15 protein-coding genes and 1 pseudogene are annotated in these 18,420 nt (G+C 44.5%); 11 read left to right on the top strand and 5 right to left on the bottom strand.

What is annotated here, in order from left to right:
• Position 1 precedes the first annotated feature (1 nt).
• Genes J2W55_RS19890 through J2W55_RS19880 form a run of 3 tightly spaced genes read left to right on the top strand, consistent with a single transcriptional unit; the run spans position 2 to position 6,477 of the window.
• On the top strand, positions 2–988 hold the full coding sequence (locus tag J2W55_RS19890) for a fasciclin domain-containing protein (protein ID WP_310099886.1): 987 nt from the start codon (positions 2–4) through the stop codon (positions 986–988).
• Positions 989–1,016: 28 nt separating this feature from the next.
• Positions 1,017–4,262 carry a TonB-dependent receptor gene (locus J2W55_RS19885; protein WP_310099883.1) on the top strand — a complete coding sequence of 1,082 codons (3,246 nt, stop codon included), beginning with the start codon at positions 1,017–1,019 and terminating at the stop codon, positions 4,260–4,262.
• Between the two features lie 28 nt (positions 4,263–4,290).
• Entirely contained in the window at positions 4,291–6,477 is a 2,187-nt protein-coding gene (locus J2W55_RS19880; protein ID WP_310099880.1) for an IPT/TIG domain-containing protein, read from the top strand.
• An 871-nt stretch (positions 6,478–7,348) separates the two neighbouring features.
• Here the strand turns inward: J2W55_RS19880 and J2W55_RS19875 are convergent.
• Positions 7,349–7,474 (bottom strand): hypothetical protein, encoded by a 126-nt coding sequence (locus tag J2W55_RS19875; RefSeq protein ID WP_310099876.1) that lies wholly within the window; start codon positions 7,472–7,474, stop codon positions 7,349–7,351.
• Positions 7,475–7,753: 279 nt separating this feature from the next.
• Here J2W55_RS19875 and J2W55_RS19870 point away from each other — a divergent pair, with 279 nt between their 5' ends.
• From J2W55_RS19870 to J2W55_RS19860, 3 genes are read left to right on the top strand one after another with little or no spacing between them, the layout of a single operon-like run.
• Entirely contained in the window at positions 7,754–10,159 is a 2,406-nt protein-coding gene (locus tag J2W55_RS19870) for a TonB-dependent siderophore receptor (protein ID WP_310099873.1), read from the top strand.
• Positions 10,159–11,328, top strand: coding sequence for a PepSY-associated TM helix domain-containing protein (locus J2W55_RS19865; RefSeq protein ID WP_310099870.1), 1,170 nt, complete (start codon positions 10,159–10,161; stop codon positions 11,326–11,328). The genes J2W55_RS19870 and J2W55_RS19865 overlap by 1 nt, the downstream gene beginning before the upstream one ends.
• Entirely contained in the window at positions 11,309–11,488 is a 180-nt protein-coding gene (locus J2W55_RS19860) for a hypothetical protein (RefSeq protein ID WP_310099867.1), read from the top strand. Before J2W55_RS19865 ends, J2W55_RS19860 begins: the two co-directional genes overlap by 20 nt.
• A gap of 126 nt (positions 11,489–11,614) precedes the next feature.
• On the opposite strand, the gene J2W55_RS19855 is transcribed toward J2W55_RS19860, so the two are convergent.
• Both J2W55_RS19855 and J2W55_RS25820 read right to left on the bottom strand, forming a co-directional pair.
• Entirely contained in the window at positions 11,615–11,779 is a 165-nt protein-coding gene (locus tag J2W55_RS19855) for a hypothetical protein (RefSeq protein ID WP_310099864.1), read from the bottom strand.
• 35 nt (positions 11,780–11,814) lie between these two features.
• Positions 11,815–11,997 (bottom strand): annotated as a pseudogene (locus tag J2W55_RS25820) (DUF6934 family protein); the annotation flags it as partial.
• Positions 11,998–12,578: 581 nt separating this feature from the next.
• On the opposite strand from J2W55_RS25820, the gene J2W55_RS19850 reads away from it, so the two are divergent.
• Entirely contained in the window at positions 12,579–13,778 is a 1,200-nt protein-coding gene (locus J2W55_RS19850) for a winged helix-turn-helix domain-containing protein (protein WP_310099861.1), read from the top strand.
• Here the strand turns inward: J2W55_RS19850 and J2W55_RS25815 are convergent.
• Positions 13,756–13,923 (bottom strand): MmcQ/YjbR family DNA-binding protein, encoded by a 168-nt coding sequence (locus tag J2W55_RS25815; protein ID WP_374726377.1) that lies wholly within the window; start codon positions 13,921–13,923, stop codon positions 13,756–13,758. The genes J2W55_RS19850 and J2W55_RS25815 overlap by 23 nt on opposite strands.
• A gap of 278 nt (positions 13,924–14,201) precedes the next feature.
• Entirely contained in the window at positions 14,202–15,158 is a 957-nt protein-coding gene (locus J2W55_RS19845; protein WP_310099859.1) for a helix-turn-helix domain-containing protein, read from the bottom strand.
• A gap of 44 nt (positions 15,159–15,202) precedes the next feature.
• Here J2W55_RS19845 and J2W55_RS19840 point away from each other — a divergent pair, with 44 nt between their 5' ends.
• From J2W55_RS19840 to J2W55_RS19825, 4 genes are read left to right on the top strand one after another with little or no spacing between them, the layout of a single operon-like run.
• On the top strand, positions 15,203–15,670 hold the full coding sequence (locus tag J2W55_RS19840; protein ID WP_310099855.1) for a hypothetical protein: 468 nt from the start codon (positions 15,203–15,205) through the stop codon (positions 15,668–15,670).
• Between the two features lie 46 nt (positions 15,671–15,716).
• Positions 15,717–16,088: an MmcQ/YjbR family DNA-binding protein gene (locus J2W55_RS19835; RefSeq protein WP_310099852.1), complete on the top strand. Its 372-nt coding sequence runs from the start codon at positions 15,717–15,719 to the stop codon at positions 16,086–16,088.
• Positions 16,088–16,819 carry a DUF5131 family protein gene (locus tag J2W55_RS19830; protein WP_310099849.1) on the top strand — a complete coding sequence of 244 codons (732 nt, stop codon included), beginning with the start codon at positions 16,088–16,090 and terminating at the stop codon, positions 16,817–16,819. Before J2W55_RS19835 ends, J2W55_RS19830 begins: the two co-directional genes overlap by 1 nt.
• A gap of 38 nt (positions 16,820–16,857) precedes the next feature.
• Positions 16,858–18,291: a carboxylesterase family protein gene (locus J2W55_RS19825; protein WP_310099846.1), complete on the top strand. Its 1,434-nt coding sequence runs from the start codon at positions 16,858–16,860 to the stop codon at positions 18,289–18,291.
• The last annotated feature ends 129 nt before the right edge of the window (positions 18,292–18,420 follow it).

Genomic DNA, 18,420 nt, shown 5'->3' with positions numbered 1-18,420 from the left:
AATGAAAGCTTATAAATATATGCTATTGCTTTTGCTTGCTCTTAGTATGGGCAACTGCAAAAAGGACAAGCAGGTAAAAGCGAACCAGGACAGTAACAAACTGAGCGATATTATTGCCGATAACTTTAACCTTTCGCTTTTTAACACCGGCTTGACCGCGGTTAGCCTTCGCGAAAAATTAACAGGCACGGGGCCTTTTACTGTTCTCACCCCATCCGACGATGCTTTTGCACAGGGCGGTTACGGAAGTTCGGAAGCTGTTTTAAGTGAAGCCCCGGCAAGGATTGCTTCTATACTCAACTATCATATTCTAAACGGGAAATATGAACTGAACAAGCTGCCCTTTTTGTTTAACCAGGAGTTGCGTTCGTCAAACGGAGGTAAGCTTTTTGTAACACATTGGGTAAACGGTGCCGATACGGTACTCACTATAAACGGTGCCAGGGTACTATCGCAAAATATAACAGCAAGCAATGGGCTTATCCAGGTGATTGACCGTATGCTGGAGCCGTATAAGTATGAACAAATTACCGATGCCATCGCATCCGATAAAAACCTGAGTTTGTTTTACCAGGCGCTTCAGCGTGCCGGGCTGGTTGGTTCATTACAGAGTGGAGGCCCTTATACCATCTTCGCGCCGGGTAACGCGGCCATGATAGCGTATGGTTATCCAACGCTGGCGGCCATCAATCAGGCAGATCCTGCTACGCTGAAAACATTTCTCCGTTATCACATCCTGAACGACCGGCGGTTTATTTACGATTATGTTTTGAGTGCCGGTGCATCCAGTAAAACTGAGCAGACTATGCAGGATGGAAATTCGGTATCGATAAACATAACCTCTATCGCCGGACAGGGGGGCACTATTTACAGTATCAGTTTGAAGGGGAGCGGAAATACATCAACAGTACAACCAACCAAGCAGGATATATTAACCGGGAACGGGGTTTTACACACCATTAATGGTGCGCTTAAAATTACCCAATAAGTATTACTCAAAAAAAGACATTATAGAGATGACGATATATAAAATACTCAAAAGGATAATATTATTCCTGTTGTTACTATCGCCCTTTGTGGCAGGCGCGCAGGAAACAAGCGGCACCATAAGCGGTACAGTTGTTGATGCCGCCGGGCTGCCCCTACCCGGCGCCACAATTACGGCAATTCACCAACCGTCGGGTACCCGTTACGCTTCGGCTGCTAATAAGGATGGTCGGTTTTATCTTACCAACCTGCGTATAGGCGGGCCCTACAGCGTTGAGGCGACCATGATAAGTATGGCTCCTCAAAAAAAAGAAGATATTACCATTAGGTTAGGCGCTGCTTTCGATGTTAATTTTTCGTTGTCCGATGCCTCAAAACAACTTGGCGAGGTTGTAATTAAATCAACCAAAAAAAGTGCGCAGGCCAGTACGTATGGGTCGGGTAAAAATATCAGTGCAACGCAGGTGCGTAATACGCCTACGGTGTCGCGCAGTATTACCGATATAACGAGGCTGGTACCGCAAGGCAGTAAGGATAACAGTTTTGGCGGCAGTAACTTCCGTTACAATAACGTAACTATTGATGGTGCTATCAATAACGATGCTATCGGTTTTAGTCCGTCATTGGGTGGGCAGTCGGGTACTTCGGGTATGGCCGGAAGCTCAACCCGTACAAACCCAATATCGTTGGATGCCATTGAGGATATGCAGGTTTATTTGGCTCCATTTGATGTGAAGATAGGCAATTTTACAGGGGGATCTGTAAATGCTGTAACCCGCAGTGGTACCAATACCATAAGTGGTTCGGTATATGGTTTTGGTCGTAATGCCGCGCTAACCGGTAAGGATAGGGTAGGTACCCTTGGCAAAATGAACAGCGATTTTTATGATTACCAAACAGGTTTCAGGTTTGGTTTTCCTATCATCAAAAACAAATTATTCTTTTTTACCAACGAGGAGGTAGCCCGCAGGCAGGATCCTGCCCAGTTACTGGCAGGTCAGGCCGAAACAAGCCAGATCCTGAGTGTTACCGATGCCAAAGCTATTGCCGATGCCACGCCGTTTAACGCGGGTACTGCGGGTAACTTTAATATCTATGCGCGGTCGACCAAGTTTTTTAACAGGTTGGATTGGAACATCGATGATAAAAATCAATTGGTTGTCCGCAATAATACCATCCTGTCAAAAGCTACTATAATGGACCGTGATCAGCAGGATTTCAGGTTCAGCAGCATGACTTATCTGCAAAAAAATAACCAAAGCTCAACAGTTGCCGAATTGAAGAGCAGGTTGAGCAATACCTTATCGGCTAACGTGTTGGTAGGTTATACCATGGTAAATGATTCAAGGGATCCGACAAGTGATCCGAGCTTGCCGCAGGTACAGATTATGGGGCGCACACCGGGTACCACCATATATCTGGGTACCGACCGCGAAGCCAGCATATTTGATATGAAGCAGCGCACGCTTGAACTTACCGCCAATCTTAACTGGACTGTTGGTAACCACCGCTTTACCGTAGGCACCCATAACGAGTTATACAAAATTACCTACGGATTTGTGAACGCCTGGAACGGTCGTGTGGATTACAACAGCATTGAAGATTACCTGAACAATCACCCTTACCGCGTGCGCGGCTCATACAATTACACGAATAACAGCCGCGATTATATCCTGAATAATCCGGGTGCCAAATTTGATGTGAACATGTACAGCGCCTACGTTCAGGATGAGATTACAGTATCTGATAAATTAAAGGTAATCCCCGGTTTACGTGCAGATATGACCTATTTGCCCGAGATGCCGTTTTTGAGTGATAAAACGCGCACCGCTTTGGATGATCCGGGCTTCGGCACCACTTACACCTATACTCCGCTAAAGAAAATCACCAATAACTTTCTAAATAAAGTACAGGTATCGCCGCGTATCGGTTTTAGGTACGATTGGTTTGGTGATCAAAGCCTGATTTTACGTGGCGGCGCTGGTTTGTTTACGGGCCGCATCCCTATGGCCTGGTTGGCTTATGCTTATTATAATACTGGCAACAGCTACGGTGCGTTTGACCAAAAGGCCGATCAAAAACCTTTTGTAGCAGGCAGTAACCCATTAAAAGGCGGGGCAAATGGCATTGCCGATTTTATCCAGGCCAACGGCGTCGTGATCAATAACCCAAACAGCGGCAAAACACAGGTTGATTTGGTCGACAATAATTTTGTGATGCCGCAGGTATTGCGTACCAGCATAGCCGTCGATTATACAACTGCCGATCAATGGAAGTTTACGGTAGAGGCTATCTACACAAAAAACATTAAGGATGTACTGTTTCAGCAACTGAACGTATTGGATAACCCGACTTATTATCCTTACGATAAAAATCGACAGCAACCTATCTACAGCGGTACTGTTGATCAGCGCTTTTCAAATACTTATTTGCTGAGCAATACAAGCAAAGGTTCCCGTTACAGCTTAAGCGGAACGGTAAGCAAAACAATTGTCAACCAGTTGCAGGCTTCAGTATCATACACGTTTGGTCAATCTAAAGATCTTTCAAACGGTGTGCGTAATTCCATGGAATCAAACTGGCAGCTCAACCAGTCGTTGGTTCCCAATAATCCAACACTTGCCAATAGCAACTTTGATATCAGGCACAGGATAGTAGCCAGTATCAGTTACAATAAAAACTGGGTTAAGGCCGGTCGCACCAATATTTCGTTGTTTTTCAGCGCGCAATCGGGCAGTCCGTTCAGTTACGGTGTAGTTAATAACAGCGTACAGGGTTTACCGCAGCAGGTTAGTTTGGCCTATATCCCAACCAGGGATGAAGCCATCCGCTTTTTCCAGGACAGCCCAACCGCCGGAACCGCAGTGGAGCAGGCATCAGCGTTTAACGCCTATATTGATAAAGACAGCTACCTGAGCAGTAGGAGAGGTGATTTTACCGAGCGTAATAAAGGCCGCACGCCATGGAATGTTCAGGCCGATCTGCACATCGCCCATGATATCTACCTGAATGGCGACAACAAACAGTTTTTTACCATTACGGCAGATGTAATGAACCTCACTAACCTGATCAACAAAAGCTGGGGTGTTCAATACTTTTCACCAAATACGTTCAACTCAACGGCCAGCGTAGGCTTAACCCCGGTTTTATTCCCTCCGCAGCAAAACGCGGGCGGGTACCCGTTATACCAGTTCACTACGCCGGGTAAGCCGTATAGCATAGACTATTACGGTTCAAGAACGCAGATGCAATTAGGCGCACGATATACTTTCTAACTAAACCAGGGATTTAAAAAATAAAAACATGAAAAAACACAGTATCAGGTTTTACAGCATCGTGTGTTGCCTTATGGTGATAATGCTGAGTGCCTGTAAAAAAGATCATGATAAAGGCGCAACGCCACAACCAAAGGTTACCGAGTACTACCCTAACAGTGGCGGCGAAGGTACCTTGGTTACCGTTGCAGGCAGTGGTTTCAGCGGCAGCGTATCCGCTACATTTGCCGGTACAACTGCCGATGTGGTGAGTGTTACATCAACGGCAATGGTATTACGGGCACCTAAAGGCGGCAGCAGTGGAAATATCAGCCTGAAATTGGATAATGCCTCACTTACAGTTGGTAAATACACCTATCAGGATCTGAGCATAAGCAAAATAAGCCCGGCTAATGGGACTGCCGGCGCGCATATCCGGGTATCGGGTTCGGGTTTTAGCAGTACCAGCGGACCGGCTGTAGTTACCATCAACGGAAAAACAACCCAGATAGTGAGCGCTTCAGATACGCTTTTGGTGGTTGAAGTGCCTGCCAACGTGGGTACCGGTCAGGTAAAAGTTAGCGTTAACGGTAAAGATGTTACAGGGCAAAACTTTAAGTATCAGATAATTAATGCTATAAAGCCACTCACGGGTGGTAAAGGCACCATCGTAAGGGTCGACGGCGATGGCTTTGAAAATACCATTGCCGGTAACACCATCGATTTTAACGGTAAACAAGCTGTAGTGAAAGAAGCTGCTGTTGATCATATTATAGTGGTTGCGCCTGATGCCGTTCAAACGGGGCCGTTATCGGTAACTATTAACGGGCAAAAAATAGTTGGTCCGGTATTTACAGTTGTGCCGCTTCCCGTCATTCAAACGGTTACACCATTAAGCGGACCTGCTGGCACCATTATGACTATTGTAGGTACAACATTCAGCAACATAGTTGCCGAAAACAAGGTAACCATTAATGGCGTAGCGATACCTGTTACCTCGGCTACGGCAACCAAACTTACCTTAACTATTCCAGGGGGTACGGGTAACGGCAAAGTGGTCGTAAGTGTAAACGAACAGGCGGTACAAGGCCCTGATTTTAAAGACCAATCATTAGGTGTAACTGCTTTAACCCCGGCAAGCGGCCTGGCGGGTACACACGTAATTATCAGCGGTTTGGGTTTCAATACCGCGGCTGGTCAGAATAAGGTGACGTTTAACGGCGTTGCAGCTATAGTGGTAAGCGCCACGGTTTCCAGCCTTGAAGTAATAGCGCCCCAAGGCTTAACAACGGGGCCTGTAAAAGTGACCAGCAACGGTGTTGATGCTTTTGCGCCATCTGATTTTCAACGTGCCGGTGTAATAACGCTCGCAGGTGGACCGGGTAATAGCTCGTTGGAGTTGGTTTCTTACCGTTCAGGTAGTTTGGCGGTAGACGGTAAAGGCAATGTTTACGTGATTGAGGTTGAGAAGAACCGGATCAAAAAGATCGCTACCAACGGCACAGTAACATTATTTGCCGGTAGCCCTACAGGAGAAAGAGGCTATGCAGAGGGTCAGGGTGATAAAGCTTTGTTTAACTTAGGGGCTAACCCAGGTATGGATATTGATGAACACGATAACCTTTATGTAAGCGATGGTACAAAAGTCCGTAAAATAACGCCGCAGGGCATGGTGAGTACTTTTGTGAGCAACCTTGGTACTATTAATAAAATGGCGTTTGATGAAACCGGAATCCTATACGTTATGGGCAGTTTTAACGGCGCATGGCGCATAGATAAAGAGGGTAACCGCTCGGCTGTGAGTATTCTGGCCTCACAGGACGATTCGCGCCCTGCACCTTACAACGGCTTTATTTATAAGGTTGGTAACGAAGGGTATTATATTGATGCCTTTAATTTAGCTACTTCCGCAATGACTTACCGTTGGGTTGGCGGTAATTTCGGATCTTCTGACGGAATTGGTTCAGGCGCTTCCCTAGGGAGCTTAAATGGTCTTGTTTCAGACCGGGCAGGTACCATTTATATTTCCGAAGCTTATAACAGGGCGATCCGTAAAATAAATATAGCTACCAGGGAGGTTACAACCATAGTACAGTTTGCGCAGGGAGCCAATGTTGACGGTGCCTTTAACCAGGTAAAATCAGGCTCATTGGGAGACATCACGATGGACAGGCAGGGCAATATTTATTTTATAGATATGACCAATAATGCTGTAAGGAAGATTTTCCTAAAGTAGAAAATATACTATAATACATCATATACAGGGCGGCCAAGCCGCCCTGTATTATCATTAACGTACACCTACCGCCTAAGGCGGTAGGTTAGGTGTGAAAGTTACGCCGAAAATCACCATCTTAGTATTTGTGACGAGATACAGGAAATTATCTCATAGCTTTTACCATTATTTTGAGGAATATCCCCTTCCAGGGGTAAGGTAAAGCCCCAACCTAAGGCAGGGGTTGCTTAATAGAGCTGTTTTATGCCATTATATGGCATAGAAGAACTGATCATAAGGTTACAAGTTTTCAATCTGGAAATTGGTATGCTCCAATCATACACAACGTTGTATGAACAGATGACTTATCAAAACAACCCGTGGCATAATCACCGTGCCACTGGATTTGCTTAATTGCCAGTTAAAGATGCCATCAGTAATTACTATTGATGAAATCGAGAATTTGCCCGGGCAGTTATCAAGGCCGGGAGACGGGCTTTAGCAGGAATGGAAAATAGCTTTGTCAATAAACTGTGGCAAAGTCCATTTTTCGCCAGATGCTTATAAGTAACATGGTCTATCAAAATCATATACTTAATTATGGTTGATACCCTGTTTTAATTGAATTCACCTTATAAATTATAATTTCCGTGCGACATTTTGATAACGAAAAATATACTTGTTATAACCCTGATTTGCTTGTGTTAGGAATTATAGCTGCATTCGGCGGCCTTGGAGTTTATGCGATGATAATTTGGCTGACAATCGTCTTGTTTCATTAAACGATGTTTTTTATATAAGTGCTTGCTGGTCAATGCATTGTTATTATGGTAATTGAGCTGAAAAATCCAGAGCATACAGATTTGGTTCATGCCGGTGGCTGCGAACTTATTTACTGGGAATTGCTTTCAGCAGGCCCCTGATCAACCAGGCTTTGGTAAGCTTCGCGTATCTCCGGCCGGAACAGCGCATTCTCCAGATATTTTTCGGGTTTATAGGTGTCCAATTCGGTAGGCATCACATTGTACAATGTCGGGAAAGATATATTTTCACAGAAGAGGATATATCACACCTGTGAAAATAAATTAACCGGTATAAATCGCACAATAATTCATATTGTGCCTATTTTTATTTGGATTTATTCTAAATAATGGCTTATTTCGCTGCTATCAACTTAGCCGTCATGAAAACGAATATTCCCTAAGCGATTATTAAAAAAAGACCCGACGCTCCGTCGCCAAACATCACACCGGGTATTGTCAACAGATCCTTCAACCTATTAATTATTAACAAAACTATGAATTCTTTATTACTATGCGGTAATATCTTTACATCCTGCTCTTTCAAACATGTCTTCAAAGGCGCCTTTACCTTAATTTTTATCTTTTGCTGTCAATTCAGTTTTGCCCAGTCACCAACAGCGACTATCCAGGGAACGATTAAAACGCAGGCGGGCTTACCGGCTACTTCAGCAACTGTCTCTTTAAATGCAACCGGTAAAGGTGCAAGCGCATCTGAAAGCGGCACTTACCGCATCAACAACATCCCGCCCGGTAAATATATGATCGTGGCAAAACTGGTAGGCTACGTCATCTCGTCAAGACAAATCGAACTTCATGCAGGTGAAACTTTGACGGTCGACTTCATCCTTGCCGACGATAAGCGGGAATTAAATGAAGTTACCGTAACCTCCGGCTATAATAAATTCGCTAAAAAAGAAACGCAGTCCGTTGCCAAAATGCCGCTTAAAAACCTGGAGAACCCGCAGGTATACCATGTCGTGCCCAGGGAACTCCTTCAGGACCAGGTGATCGTCAGCTATAACGACGTACTGAAGAACGTAACAGGTGTCAGTCAGTCCCTCGTCAACGGCTCCAATTCTTTTAACCTGAGAGGATTCAGTACTTCCAGTTATCTTCGTAACGGCCTTCAGGACACCAAGCCAAACAGCATCGAAGTCGCTAATATCGAACGTATAGAAGTGCTGAAGGGCCCTTCCGCAACCTTATTTGGCAACGCTTTAACCTCTTTTGGCGGATTACTGAACCGGGTAACCAAAAAACCTTTCGAAACTTTTGATGGTGAGCTTACTTATACCGTTGGCGGTTTCGGGCTGAGCAGGGTGACAGGAGACTTCAATACACCGCTTAACAAAGAAAAAGGTTTATACCTGCGCACCAATGTTGCCTATGACAATGAGGGCAGTTTTCAGGATGCTGGCTTTACCAAACGTTTCTTTCTCGCGCCTTCTTTGTTATACCAGGTCAATGACCGGCTATCCCTTTCCTTTGATGCCGAGGTATATAACCAGAAAGCCAATGATTTTAACCGACTGTTTCCGCAGGCATCTTTTACAAAGACCAATCCCACCACGCTGGGCATCGACTGGACAAAGTCCTACAGCAGCAATGAGTTGTATCAAAACACGCCCTCGGTAAGTATTTATGGTCAGGCCGTATATAAGATTTCCGGTCACTGGAAGTCGCAAACTTCGTTCTCACAAACCAATTCGAGCGTGGAAGGGTACTGGAGCTACAACAACATTTTAGGAGACACTGTGGTATCCCGCAATCCGGCATATCGGAATACGGATTATAATTACACTGAATTTCAGCAAAACCTCAACGGCGACTTTAGTATCGGCGGACTGCGTAACCGCTTAGTGGCCGGACTTGATTATTTCACCAATACGATTAAAAACTCGGGTGTACAGATCTTTGGATTTGATCAGGTTAAGATCAGCGGAAATGATCCGCACTATAACCAACTGACTCCCGCTGCGCTTGATAAAGCATTTGCAACTATTCCTTATACCAAAACGCAAGGCTCGCAAAGCATTTACAGTGCCTATGTCTCCGATGTTTTAAACCTTACTGATCAGCTTTTAGCGATGGCCAGTTTGCGTGTTGATCATTTTGTGAATGCCGGCACCAGGAATATTAATGCCGGGACAACTACAGGCAAATACAATCAAACTGCGCTGTCACCAAAATTAGGCCTGGTTTACCAGCTCATCCCGGAACAGGTTTCGCTCTTCGGCAACTACATGAATGGCTTCAGCAACAACGCCCCGGTAAGCCAGCCGGACGGCTCGCTTTCCGCTTTCAAACCCAGCCAGGCCAACCAATGGGAAAGCGGTGTAAAGCTGGACTTGTTCGATGGCAAATTAAACAGCACGGTAAGCTATTACCATATCAAAGTAAGTGACGTGATTCACAGTGATTTTACGCCCGGGCGTTCTGCCTACCAGGTCCAGGATGGCGGGCAGTTGAGCAAAGGTTACGAAGCCGAGGTGATCGCCAATCCTTTCATGGGCTTTAACCTGATCGCCGGTTATGCGCATAACGATATTTACACGATTAACACTAATCCCAATGTAGACGGTTTGCGCCAATGGACTGGGCCGTCAGAAACGGCAAACCTTTGGTTAAGCTATCATTTTCTCAAAAGTAAGTTTAAAGGCCTGGGTCTGGGTATTGGCGGTAACTATAACGGCAAAGCTTATATCATGCAATCCAGGTCCGCAGGAGAGTTCTACCTACCTGCTTATACTGTATTGAATGCCGCAATCAGCTACGATCAGCCGGTTTACCGGGTAAGTTTAAAGATGGATAACCTGACCGATAAAGTGTATTGGGGCAGTTACGTGAGCCAGATGATGCCACGCAGGTTCAGTGCAACGATCGCTTTTAAATTAAAATAATGAGCGCTTTAAAAAATATCAAAAGATGGTTTTGGGTCCACCGCTGGACCAGCCTGATCTGTACCTTATTCCTGCTGCTGCTATGTCTGACGGGGCTGCCGCTGATATTTCATGAGGAGATAGAACAGCTTTTAAGTACGGATGCGCCGTACGAAGTGTTGCCCAAAAATACGCCAATGGCTGATCTGGATCAAATGGTTAACACTGCGCAGCGGCGCTATCCAAAAGAAGTATTAAGTTTCGCTTTTATAGATGATGATGAGCCGCAGGTTGTCGTTTATATGATGCCGGACCTTAAGGGCAAGCCCGGCACCCGGCATGCCATGCAGTTCGACGCCCGTACGGGAAAATTGTTGAAGGATGAGCCTCCCGCATCCCGGCAGCCGCAAACCTTCCTGGGGCTGATGTTATCCCTCCACACCGATCTGTTCGCAGGCTTGCCGGGCGAATTATTTTTGTGTCTGATGGGGTTGCTTTTTGTATTTTCCATTATTTCGGGGATCGTATTATACGGTCCCTTCATGAAAAAGCTGGACTTTGGTACCGTTCGAAAAGGGCGCTCCGCCCGCCTAAAATGGCTCGACCTGCATAACCTGATCGGGATCGCGACCGCTGTCTGGCTGCTTGTTGTCGGCGTAACTGGCGTGATCAATGAGCTTTCCAAACCACTTTTCGGACTGTGGCAAATGACGGACGTTAAAAAGATGCTGATGCAGTACCAGAACCGGCCGCTGCCGGAGTCTGGTCGTTTGAGTTCGGTACAGGCCGCCTACAACACGGCTAAAAAAGCGTTACCCGGTATGACGATAACCAGTGTCATTTATCCGGGAAATGTATTTGGGACGCCTTATCATTTTTTACTTTATACCAAAGGAAGTTCCAACTTAACTTCCCGGCTATTTACACCGGTACTGATCGATGCCCGAACAGGCAAATTGGATGCGATCGTCAATATGCCGGGATATTTGAAGGGGCTGGAAATTTCGCGTCCGCTTCATTTCGGTGACTATGGCGGTTTGCCCTTGAAGGTTATCTGGGCTTTATTTGATTTACTCGCTATTGTAGTTTTAATCAGCGGAATTTACTTATGGATCGTCCGGCGAAAATTCTATGCCGACTATTTTTTAAATCTTTCAAAAGAGAAGACAAATGAACTATCTCAAATTTAAAAGAGTATGGGGGATGCCGCTGCTGCTGGCCGTCCTGACTTTGTTTGGCCTGCTTGCCGCGTTATTAGGTATCGGGTATTGGAATCTCATCGCCTGGGTTACCATCTCGGTTCCTTTACTCGTGATAGTCCAAAAGATATGGCTGAAGCGAAAGGCTTAATGCAAATTTGGTTACCTCACCCAAATAATCAATTTACATAATGCACAACTATTCGCAGCGATACAAAACAAAAAGGGCCGGAAAACTCCAGCCCTTTCTATTATGATATGTCGTATCGTTTTATCGTTATCTCTTTTTGCTTCCTGGTAATACGAGTTTACTTACCGCGATCTTTGCCCCTTCGTTCTTTTTAAGAACAAAAGGATCATTAGCGTGACTTTGTACATTGCTACTTACAATAGCTCCGGCACCATATCTGATATTACTATCTGCTTTCTTAATTGCTGGCATATTACTCCTTTCTTTTCTACTATCAAGATACAAGTTTACTTCCGCTTCACCAAGAACGCCTCGTAGTTTACATCCTTCTCAAAAGGATATACTTCATCTCCAATAATTCCATATACATCAAACTGCGTGCTAATGTCATCTAATATGCCATTTATTCCCATTTGATAAAGTCTTGTTCTTACAGGTATACTTCCTTTGGCATATATATAGTGATCACCATAATGATCACAAGGCGTGTTTTAATTGTTTTCAGCCGTGGCGAGAAAAAGATGCAAAGATTTAATCCTGCCGTCTTTTATGAATGCAATGTCCATTCCTGACGCAGCAGGCGCTTGATATGCCAAGGGGACCGGAACCGGCCGACCTCACTGTTTTTACTATGCCAGCAAACTTGAGGTGATTGTTTTGTCCGGGGATAATAAACTCCGGAAATATTGCGAATCCCGGGATCTTAAAGTTTTTGGTATCATATGGCTATTCGATCAACTTGTAGAAACGAAATTAATCGATAAACCTTTGGCAACGGCTAAACTTAAAAAGCTCATGGGGTTTGCACATAAGCGACATCATAAAGCGCGTTAATGAGGCGTTTCGGTGGATGTACTTTTGTCCAATAGGCTCCTTTGTCACTAAAGTGCAAATGCAGGCAGTTCAAGAGATCAAGGGTGTAACCAATGTAAGCTTATCATTACTCCCAGCGTATTGATTTTAAAAGAAGGTTAAAGTGGCCATATAGGTGTCGGCTTTTAACTCCTCCAAATTTTTAATAAATTCGATATTGGTCTTTTGGATCCGTCTGATGAATAACAAAGTAATATTGACTAAAGCACAGGTACGAAAGATCGTACTATATGCTGCGGGACTTGCGCGAAAAGCGCAGTTTGGTACGGGGATCGACGCTGTTTATAGTGTAATCGATCATTTGGGTTTTGTGCAACTGGATACGAATTTCGTCGTGGAGCGGGCTCATCACCAGGTCATGTTCGCGCGTATTCCTGATTATGAAACGCAATGGCTGGCAGAACTGGTTGAAGAAGGACTGGTCTTCGAGTATTTCACCTCTGATGGAGGCTATCTCCCCATGCATGATTTTAGATATTCTTTGCCGGTCAAAGAAAGTTTTGCAAATAATGGAAAGCCCCTAACCCCGGCGGAGTCCCGTTTGATGAGGAGCGTGCTGGACCGGGTGGAACGAGAGGGTTCGCTGACCGTGGGCGATTTTGATAATGACCGTGTTGAAGTGAGTACCGGCTGGTGGGACTGGCGCCCGGCTAAGGTAGCGCTCGAAAGACTTTATTTTGAAGGTAAGCTTATGGTTGTGCGCGGCAAGAACTTTAAAAAAAAGTATGACCTGCCGCTAAACCTGGTTCCTGCAGAAACGGATCAGACCGTGCCCTCTGCTGAAGAATTTGCCCGGTATATCATCCGCCGTACACTGGGAGGACTTGGCGTGGCTTATGCGAAAGAGATCGCCTGGCGGGCGCGTCGCGTAAAGGGCAACGTGGTTAAAAAGGTATTGGAGGAAATGGTGGTGACCGGCGAGTTAAGAAACGTCATTGTAGATGGACTGAAGACCGCTCCCCTGTATATGTTGAGCGACCAGCCTACTGACATAGAAATAGCAGGCGATGTTTTCATTCTTTCTCCCTTCGATATTCTGAATGTCTTTCGTCATCGTTTAAAGGACTTTTTTGATTTTGATTACCAGATTGAATGTTTCGTTCCTGCGCCTAAACGCAAATATGGTTATTTCTCCTTACCGGTACTGGCCGGTGACACTTTTATTGCCCGGATGGATGCCAAAGCCGACCGGAAACAAAAAATACTGATCGTTCATAACCTGCATTTTGAAGACGTGAGTCTGAATGACGAGCTCATCGGCAAGTTTGTGGAGGCATTGAAAGCTTTTGTCCTGTTCAACCAGTGCCGGGATATCAGATTCGTTAGAACGAACAACCACGCATGCATGGATGTTATCAGGCAAATGCTTTCGGAATAATGTTTATCCAATGGTGTTTATTCATATGATAGCCTGGAGTGATCCCTTCGTATTCTTGTTGAAGACGTTTTGATTCCATTGGATCGCATTTGAGATCACAAAAATCAAATTCTTCGATATTAACAAAGCAAAACCATTTATCCATTACGCTGAAAGTCAATATGTTTTTATCGCTGCTATCATCGGAAGTTGCTTAGTTAAAGGGCATTTTATCGTGAGCCCCTTTAAGTGACAAAAAGTATGTTCTAAATTCTTCGATATTCATTGTGGTATATTTTCCTTTGAAATTTGTCATAGTTCGACAAAAATGTTTCAATGGCGTTCAATATAAAATTATGTAAAAGTTCCTCCTTCCTTTAAACATAAATAAGGATTAAAGCAGCACTTTTCCGGACAATTGAAGCTGTATCGCTTCGTCAAGAGTTAAGAATTATTTCTAAATGCTTTTGGTGTCATACCGGTATGTTTGCGGAACATACGGACGAAATAAGACGGAGTTTCTATATGTAGTCTATCACTGATTTCGGCAATAGATAAACTGGTGTAGTTGAGTAAATTTTTAGATTCCCGTATTGTTTTATTTAATATGTATTTTTTGGCTGTCGATCCCAGAACCTCTTTTGCTGTTTTATTCAGGTAGTTGGTTGTGATAAATAACTTATCAGCGTAAAATGAAAGATCACGTCTTGTCATAAAATTAGCATCCACCAAACTGGTAAACGATTCAATATACCGGTTTATGATGATGACTTGCTTTTGTTCTGAATTCTTCAGGGCTTTCAATTCGCAATTTTGCAACAGACTTAAAATAAGGTATAACAAGGCCCTTAAAATATCTGTATTGCAGTCAGCCCGTTTTAATATTTCGGATCTCAGGGAATTTAAGTGTTGTAGAAGGATCTCAAATTGATCTTCTTTTGCAGTTAATAATGGCGATGGACGGTGAACTTGCAGATAACTAAGATTTCTCAAAAAATACCTATCCATGAAAAAGGAAAGGAGAAAGTCCTCTTCAAAGACTAATGCATAACCCTCAAGTTTAGTATTTTCTTGCCAACGCCACACTTGCCCCGGAATTGAGCATATTATATCGCCCCGCTTTACTATCATTTTGGAATCGTTAATAACCAATTCCTCATTGCCTTCTACAATAAATGTTAAGTCAAAATAAGATAGGCGGTGGGTTCTGTTTTTTTCAATATACTTCTTAAAATCCTTGATTGCAACCACATCAATAGATAAATCGATACCATATTTTTTTCGATAGAAATTATATTGATGTATTGATTTCACTTGGATTAATTTATATCGTAAAAGTAATGTTATTACTGCAATTGTCCCGAAAAGTGACATTTCTTTCCCTTTAATTCCATAGATCATCGTTGGTTAGGGGGTATTTTTGTTGATCTTAAAGATTGCTGATTATGACAGAAAATGAAATGAAAATATGGCATTATAGTAATGAAGGCGAAAAAAATACGGCCGAGTATATCATAGGACGGGAACTATCTGCTCTTGAAAAGTGGTTTAAGGGAGATGTGTCTGGATATGCTCAACTTTGGTCAAAACGTAGCTTCACGTATTTTGATGCCGTAGAGGCAAAACGTATTGAGCAATTTGCAGATATGGTCCCGCTGTTAAATCGGGTTGAAGGACGTTTAAGCGCCGATAACTTTGAGGTACGTGATCCAAGGGTCCAGCTTGGACAAGATATGGCAGTATTGACTTATCAGCTTTTTGCCAAAACAAACCTTATTGATATAGATTATAATTGTATTGAGGTATTTCAAATAGAGGAAGACGGTGAATGGTATGCCATACATTCTACCTGGTCAGTTTTACGTCCAATGGATGTAGATTTTAGTGTTTTCAAAGAAAGTGGCTTGAGGTAAGCCCTCTTACTGAATTACTTTTTGTAAGATGTTTTTTGTTCATATCATGAACGTAGAAGATTTCAGAGATTTTTGTCTGTCCTTTCAAGGTACACACGAAGGAATGCCCTTTGAAGGTTTTTTTCATAATTCCCGGTCAATACTTGTGATGTATGTTAAAGAGAAGATGTTCTGTTTTTTCGATTTGGATAAATTCGATAGTTGTACTATAAAATGTGATTCAGAAAAGATAGACAGTTTAAAAAATGAATATAGTTCCATAGAAAAACCATTCAATCTAAGCCCCAAATATTGGATCAACGTTGAATTTAATGGTGATGTACCCGATAAGATGCTTAAGTCTCTTGTTGCAGATTCATATCAATTGGTCGTTGAGGGTCTTTCTAAAAAAGAACAAAAAGAATTAGAAAAAAAATAATGTCTGTCATTTGGAACCTGTGGCACGGTTGTATAAAAATCAGTGAAGGCTGCAAAAATTGTTATGTTTTTCGCAGGGACGCACTTTATGGGATAGATAGTAGAAATGTCTATAAAACAAAAAGCTATGACCTGCCCATTATGAAAAAGAGGGATGGAAGTTTTCAGGTGCCTTCAGGGGAGCATCTGTGGACTTGCTTTTCGTCAGATTTTTTTATTGAAAACGCCGATGAATGGAGAGATAACGCGTGGGCAATGATGAGAATAAGAAAAGATCTTTCTTTTTCCATTGCTACCAAGAGGGTTGAACGAATAGAGAAGTGCCTGCCCGAGGATTGGGGATCTGGCTATGAGAATGTTTCCTTGCTTTGTTCAATAGAAAATCAAAAACAGGCTGATTTACGGTTACCTCTATTCAGGAATGCCCTCATTAAAAACAAATCACTTATATGCGAACCCCTGTTAGGGCCTATTGATCTCACAGAATCCCTTGCCGGGGGCTGGATAGATCAAGTTATTGTTGGCGGAGAGTCAGGAGATAAAGCAAGGGTATGCAATTTCGAATGGGTAGAAGGCATTCGGCAAGCCTGCATTAAAAATAATGTGACTTTCATTTTCAAACAGACAGGAGCTCATTTTATGAAAGATGGGAAAAGCTATAATATAGCCCGAAAACTACAGTCGGCGCAAGCCAGAAAGGCAAATCTTAATTTTACTCCACATAAAGATTAACAACAACTTCTCAACAAATGGTATAAACTCTAAATGTTATGAATAGCGAAAAAACAACCACTATCCCGGCGATCCGTTCATGGCTGGGCATCCCGTACGCTACCGCAAAACGTTTCCATAAGCCCGTTTTACTGCCTTTCAACCCGGATCTTCCTTATGACCAAAAAGGGCCTGCACCCCTTCAAGCAGGTGACACCAGTTGGCTTGAGGCCGACAATGGCTTTAGCGAGGACTGCCTGAATCTCAACGTTTGGGCACCTGAGCACGCCGGAGGCCAACCGCTTCCTGTTATCGTCTACATTTTTGGCGGTGGCTTCGAGCTCGGATCAAACACACAAACTACCTCAAATCTTTCCGGGCTTGCTGCTTCCGGCCGCTGCATTGGGGTATCGCTGAATTATAGGCTCGGCCCCTTCGGGTGGCTTTCGCTCTCCCAGTACGGGGGCGAGTTGGCGGAGGCCAGCAACCTCGGACTGCAGGACATCATCACCGCCCTCAGATGGGTTCAGCAGAACATCGCCCGCTTTGGCGGAGACCCTCAGAATGTCACTGTCACCGGCCATAGCGCTGGAGCGTACTGCACAACCGCACTCATCGCCGCTCGGGCGGCAGATGGCCTGTACCACCGCCTTGCCGCATTCTCCGGTGGCGCATCCCGCATCGTTCCGGCCTGGTGGGCCGAAGAACTCGCGATCACATTTTTGACCGAACTAGGCATCGCGGACGACCCCAAACAACTATTCACCTTGGATGCAAAGCTCCTGGCAGAGACACTAATCAGGGTCAGTCCGCGAGATATCGGCGACCGACACGGCATCGATAACACTACTATTGGCATTGTGAACGACCACGCTCAGATTGGGGCTGTTATTGAAGACACGCCGCTGCACATCCTCGAATCCGGACATCGTCACAACGTCGACATTCTCTTTAGCACCGCGACAAATGAGGCGGACTGGTGGGTCATCAATGCGATTGAGAAGTTCGACCCCGGGAGCATTGGCAACCTCGTTGACGAATTGGTAAAGAAGTCGCGGATCCCCCGAAGTCATGCTCAGCGTATCGTCGCCGCCTACGATGTAAACGGACGCACTCCGGTTGAGGTCCGTGGAGCGCTCTTCACCGATTATTTTTTTACCCTACCTGCAGCCCGTGCAGCGCTCGCCCATGCCGCAGCAGGCGGCAATGCTTACCTGCTCAGTGTTGGCCCAGCCGAGGGTGCACAAGCGGTACACGGTACCGAGATGTACGGTATCGTCGGGCAGGTACGCCCCGGACAAAGTAATGAGCAAGCCACCCGTGATACCTTCGTCCGTGATACTCTCCTCGACTTTGCCACGGGTAACTACGACCGGCTTTGGAACGCCGTAACGACGAAACCCATCTCACATGGCATTGGCAACTCACCATACGAACCCACCGCCCACGCAGTCGAGGTATTGCGTACTTTCGAGGGCATTGAACGCACCTGAGAGCAGGTAAGCGTAATATGTTGACTTAATTCCCTCAAGCTACGTGGAAGCGGTTAACACACTCGGCGTAGAATTGAAGTGCACCCAATGGTAATGTTGTGAAAGAATGTTACAAACTTGTTTCAGTAG

Source organism: Mucilaginibacter pocheonensis (assembly GCF_031456535.1).
Taxonomy (GTDB): Bacteria; Bacteroidota; Bacteroidia; order Sphingobacteriales; family Sphingobacteriaceae; genus Mucilaginibacter; species Mucilaginibacter pocheonensis.
The sequence above is the reverse complement of the archived record's forward strand: the minus strand, read 5'-3'. Positions and strand labels throughout refer to the sequence as shown.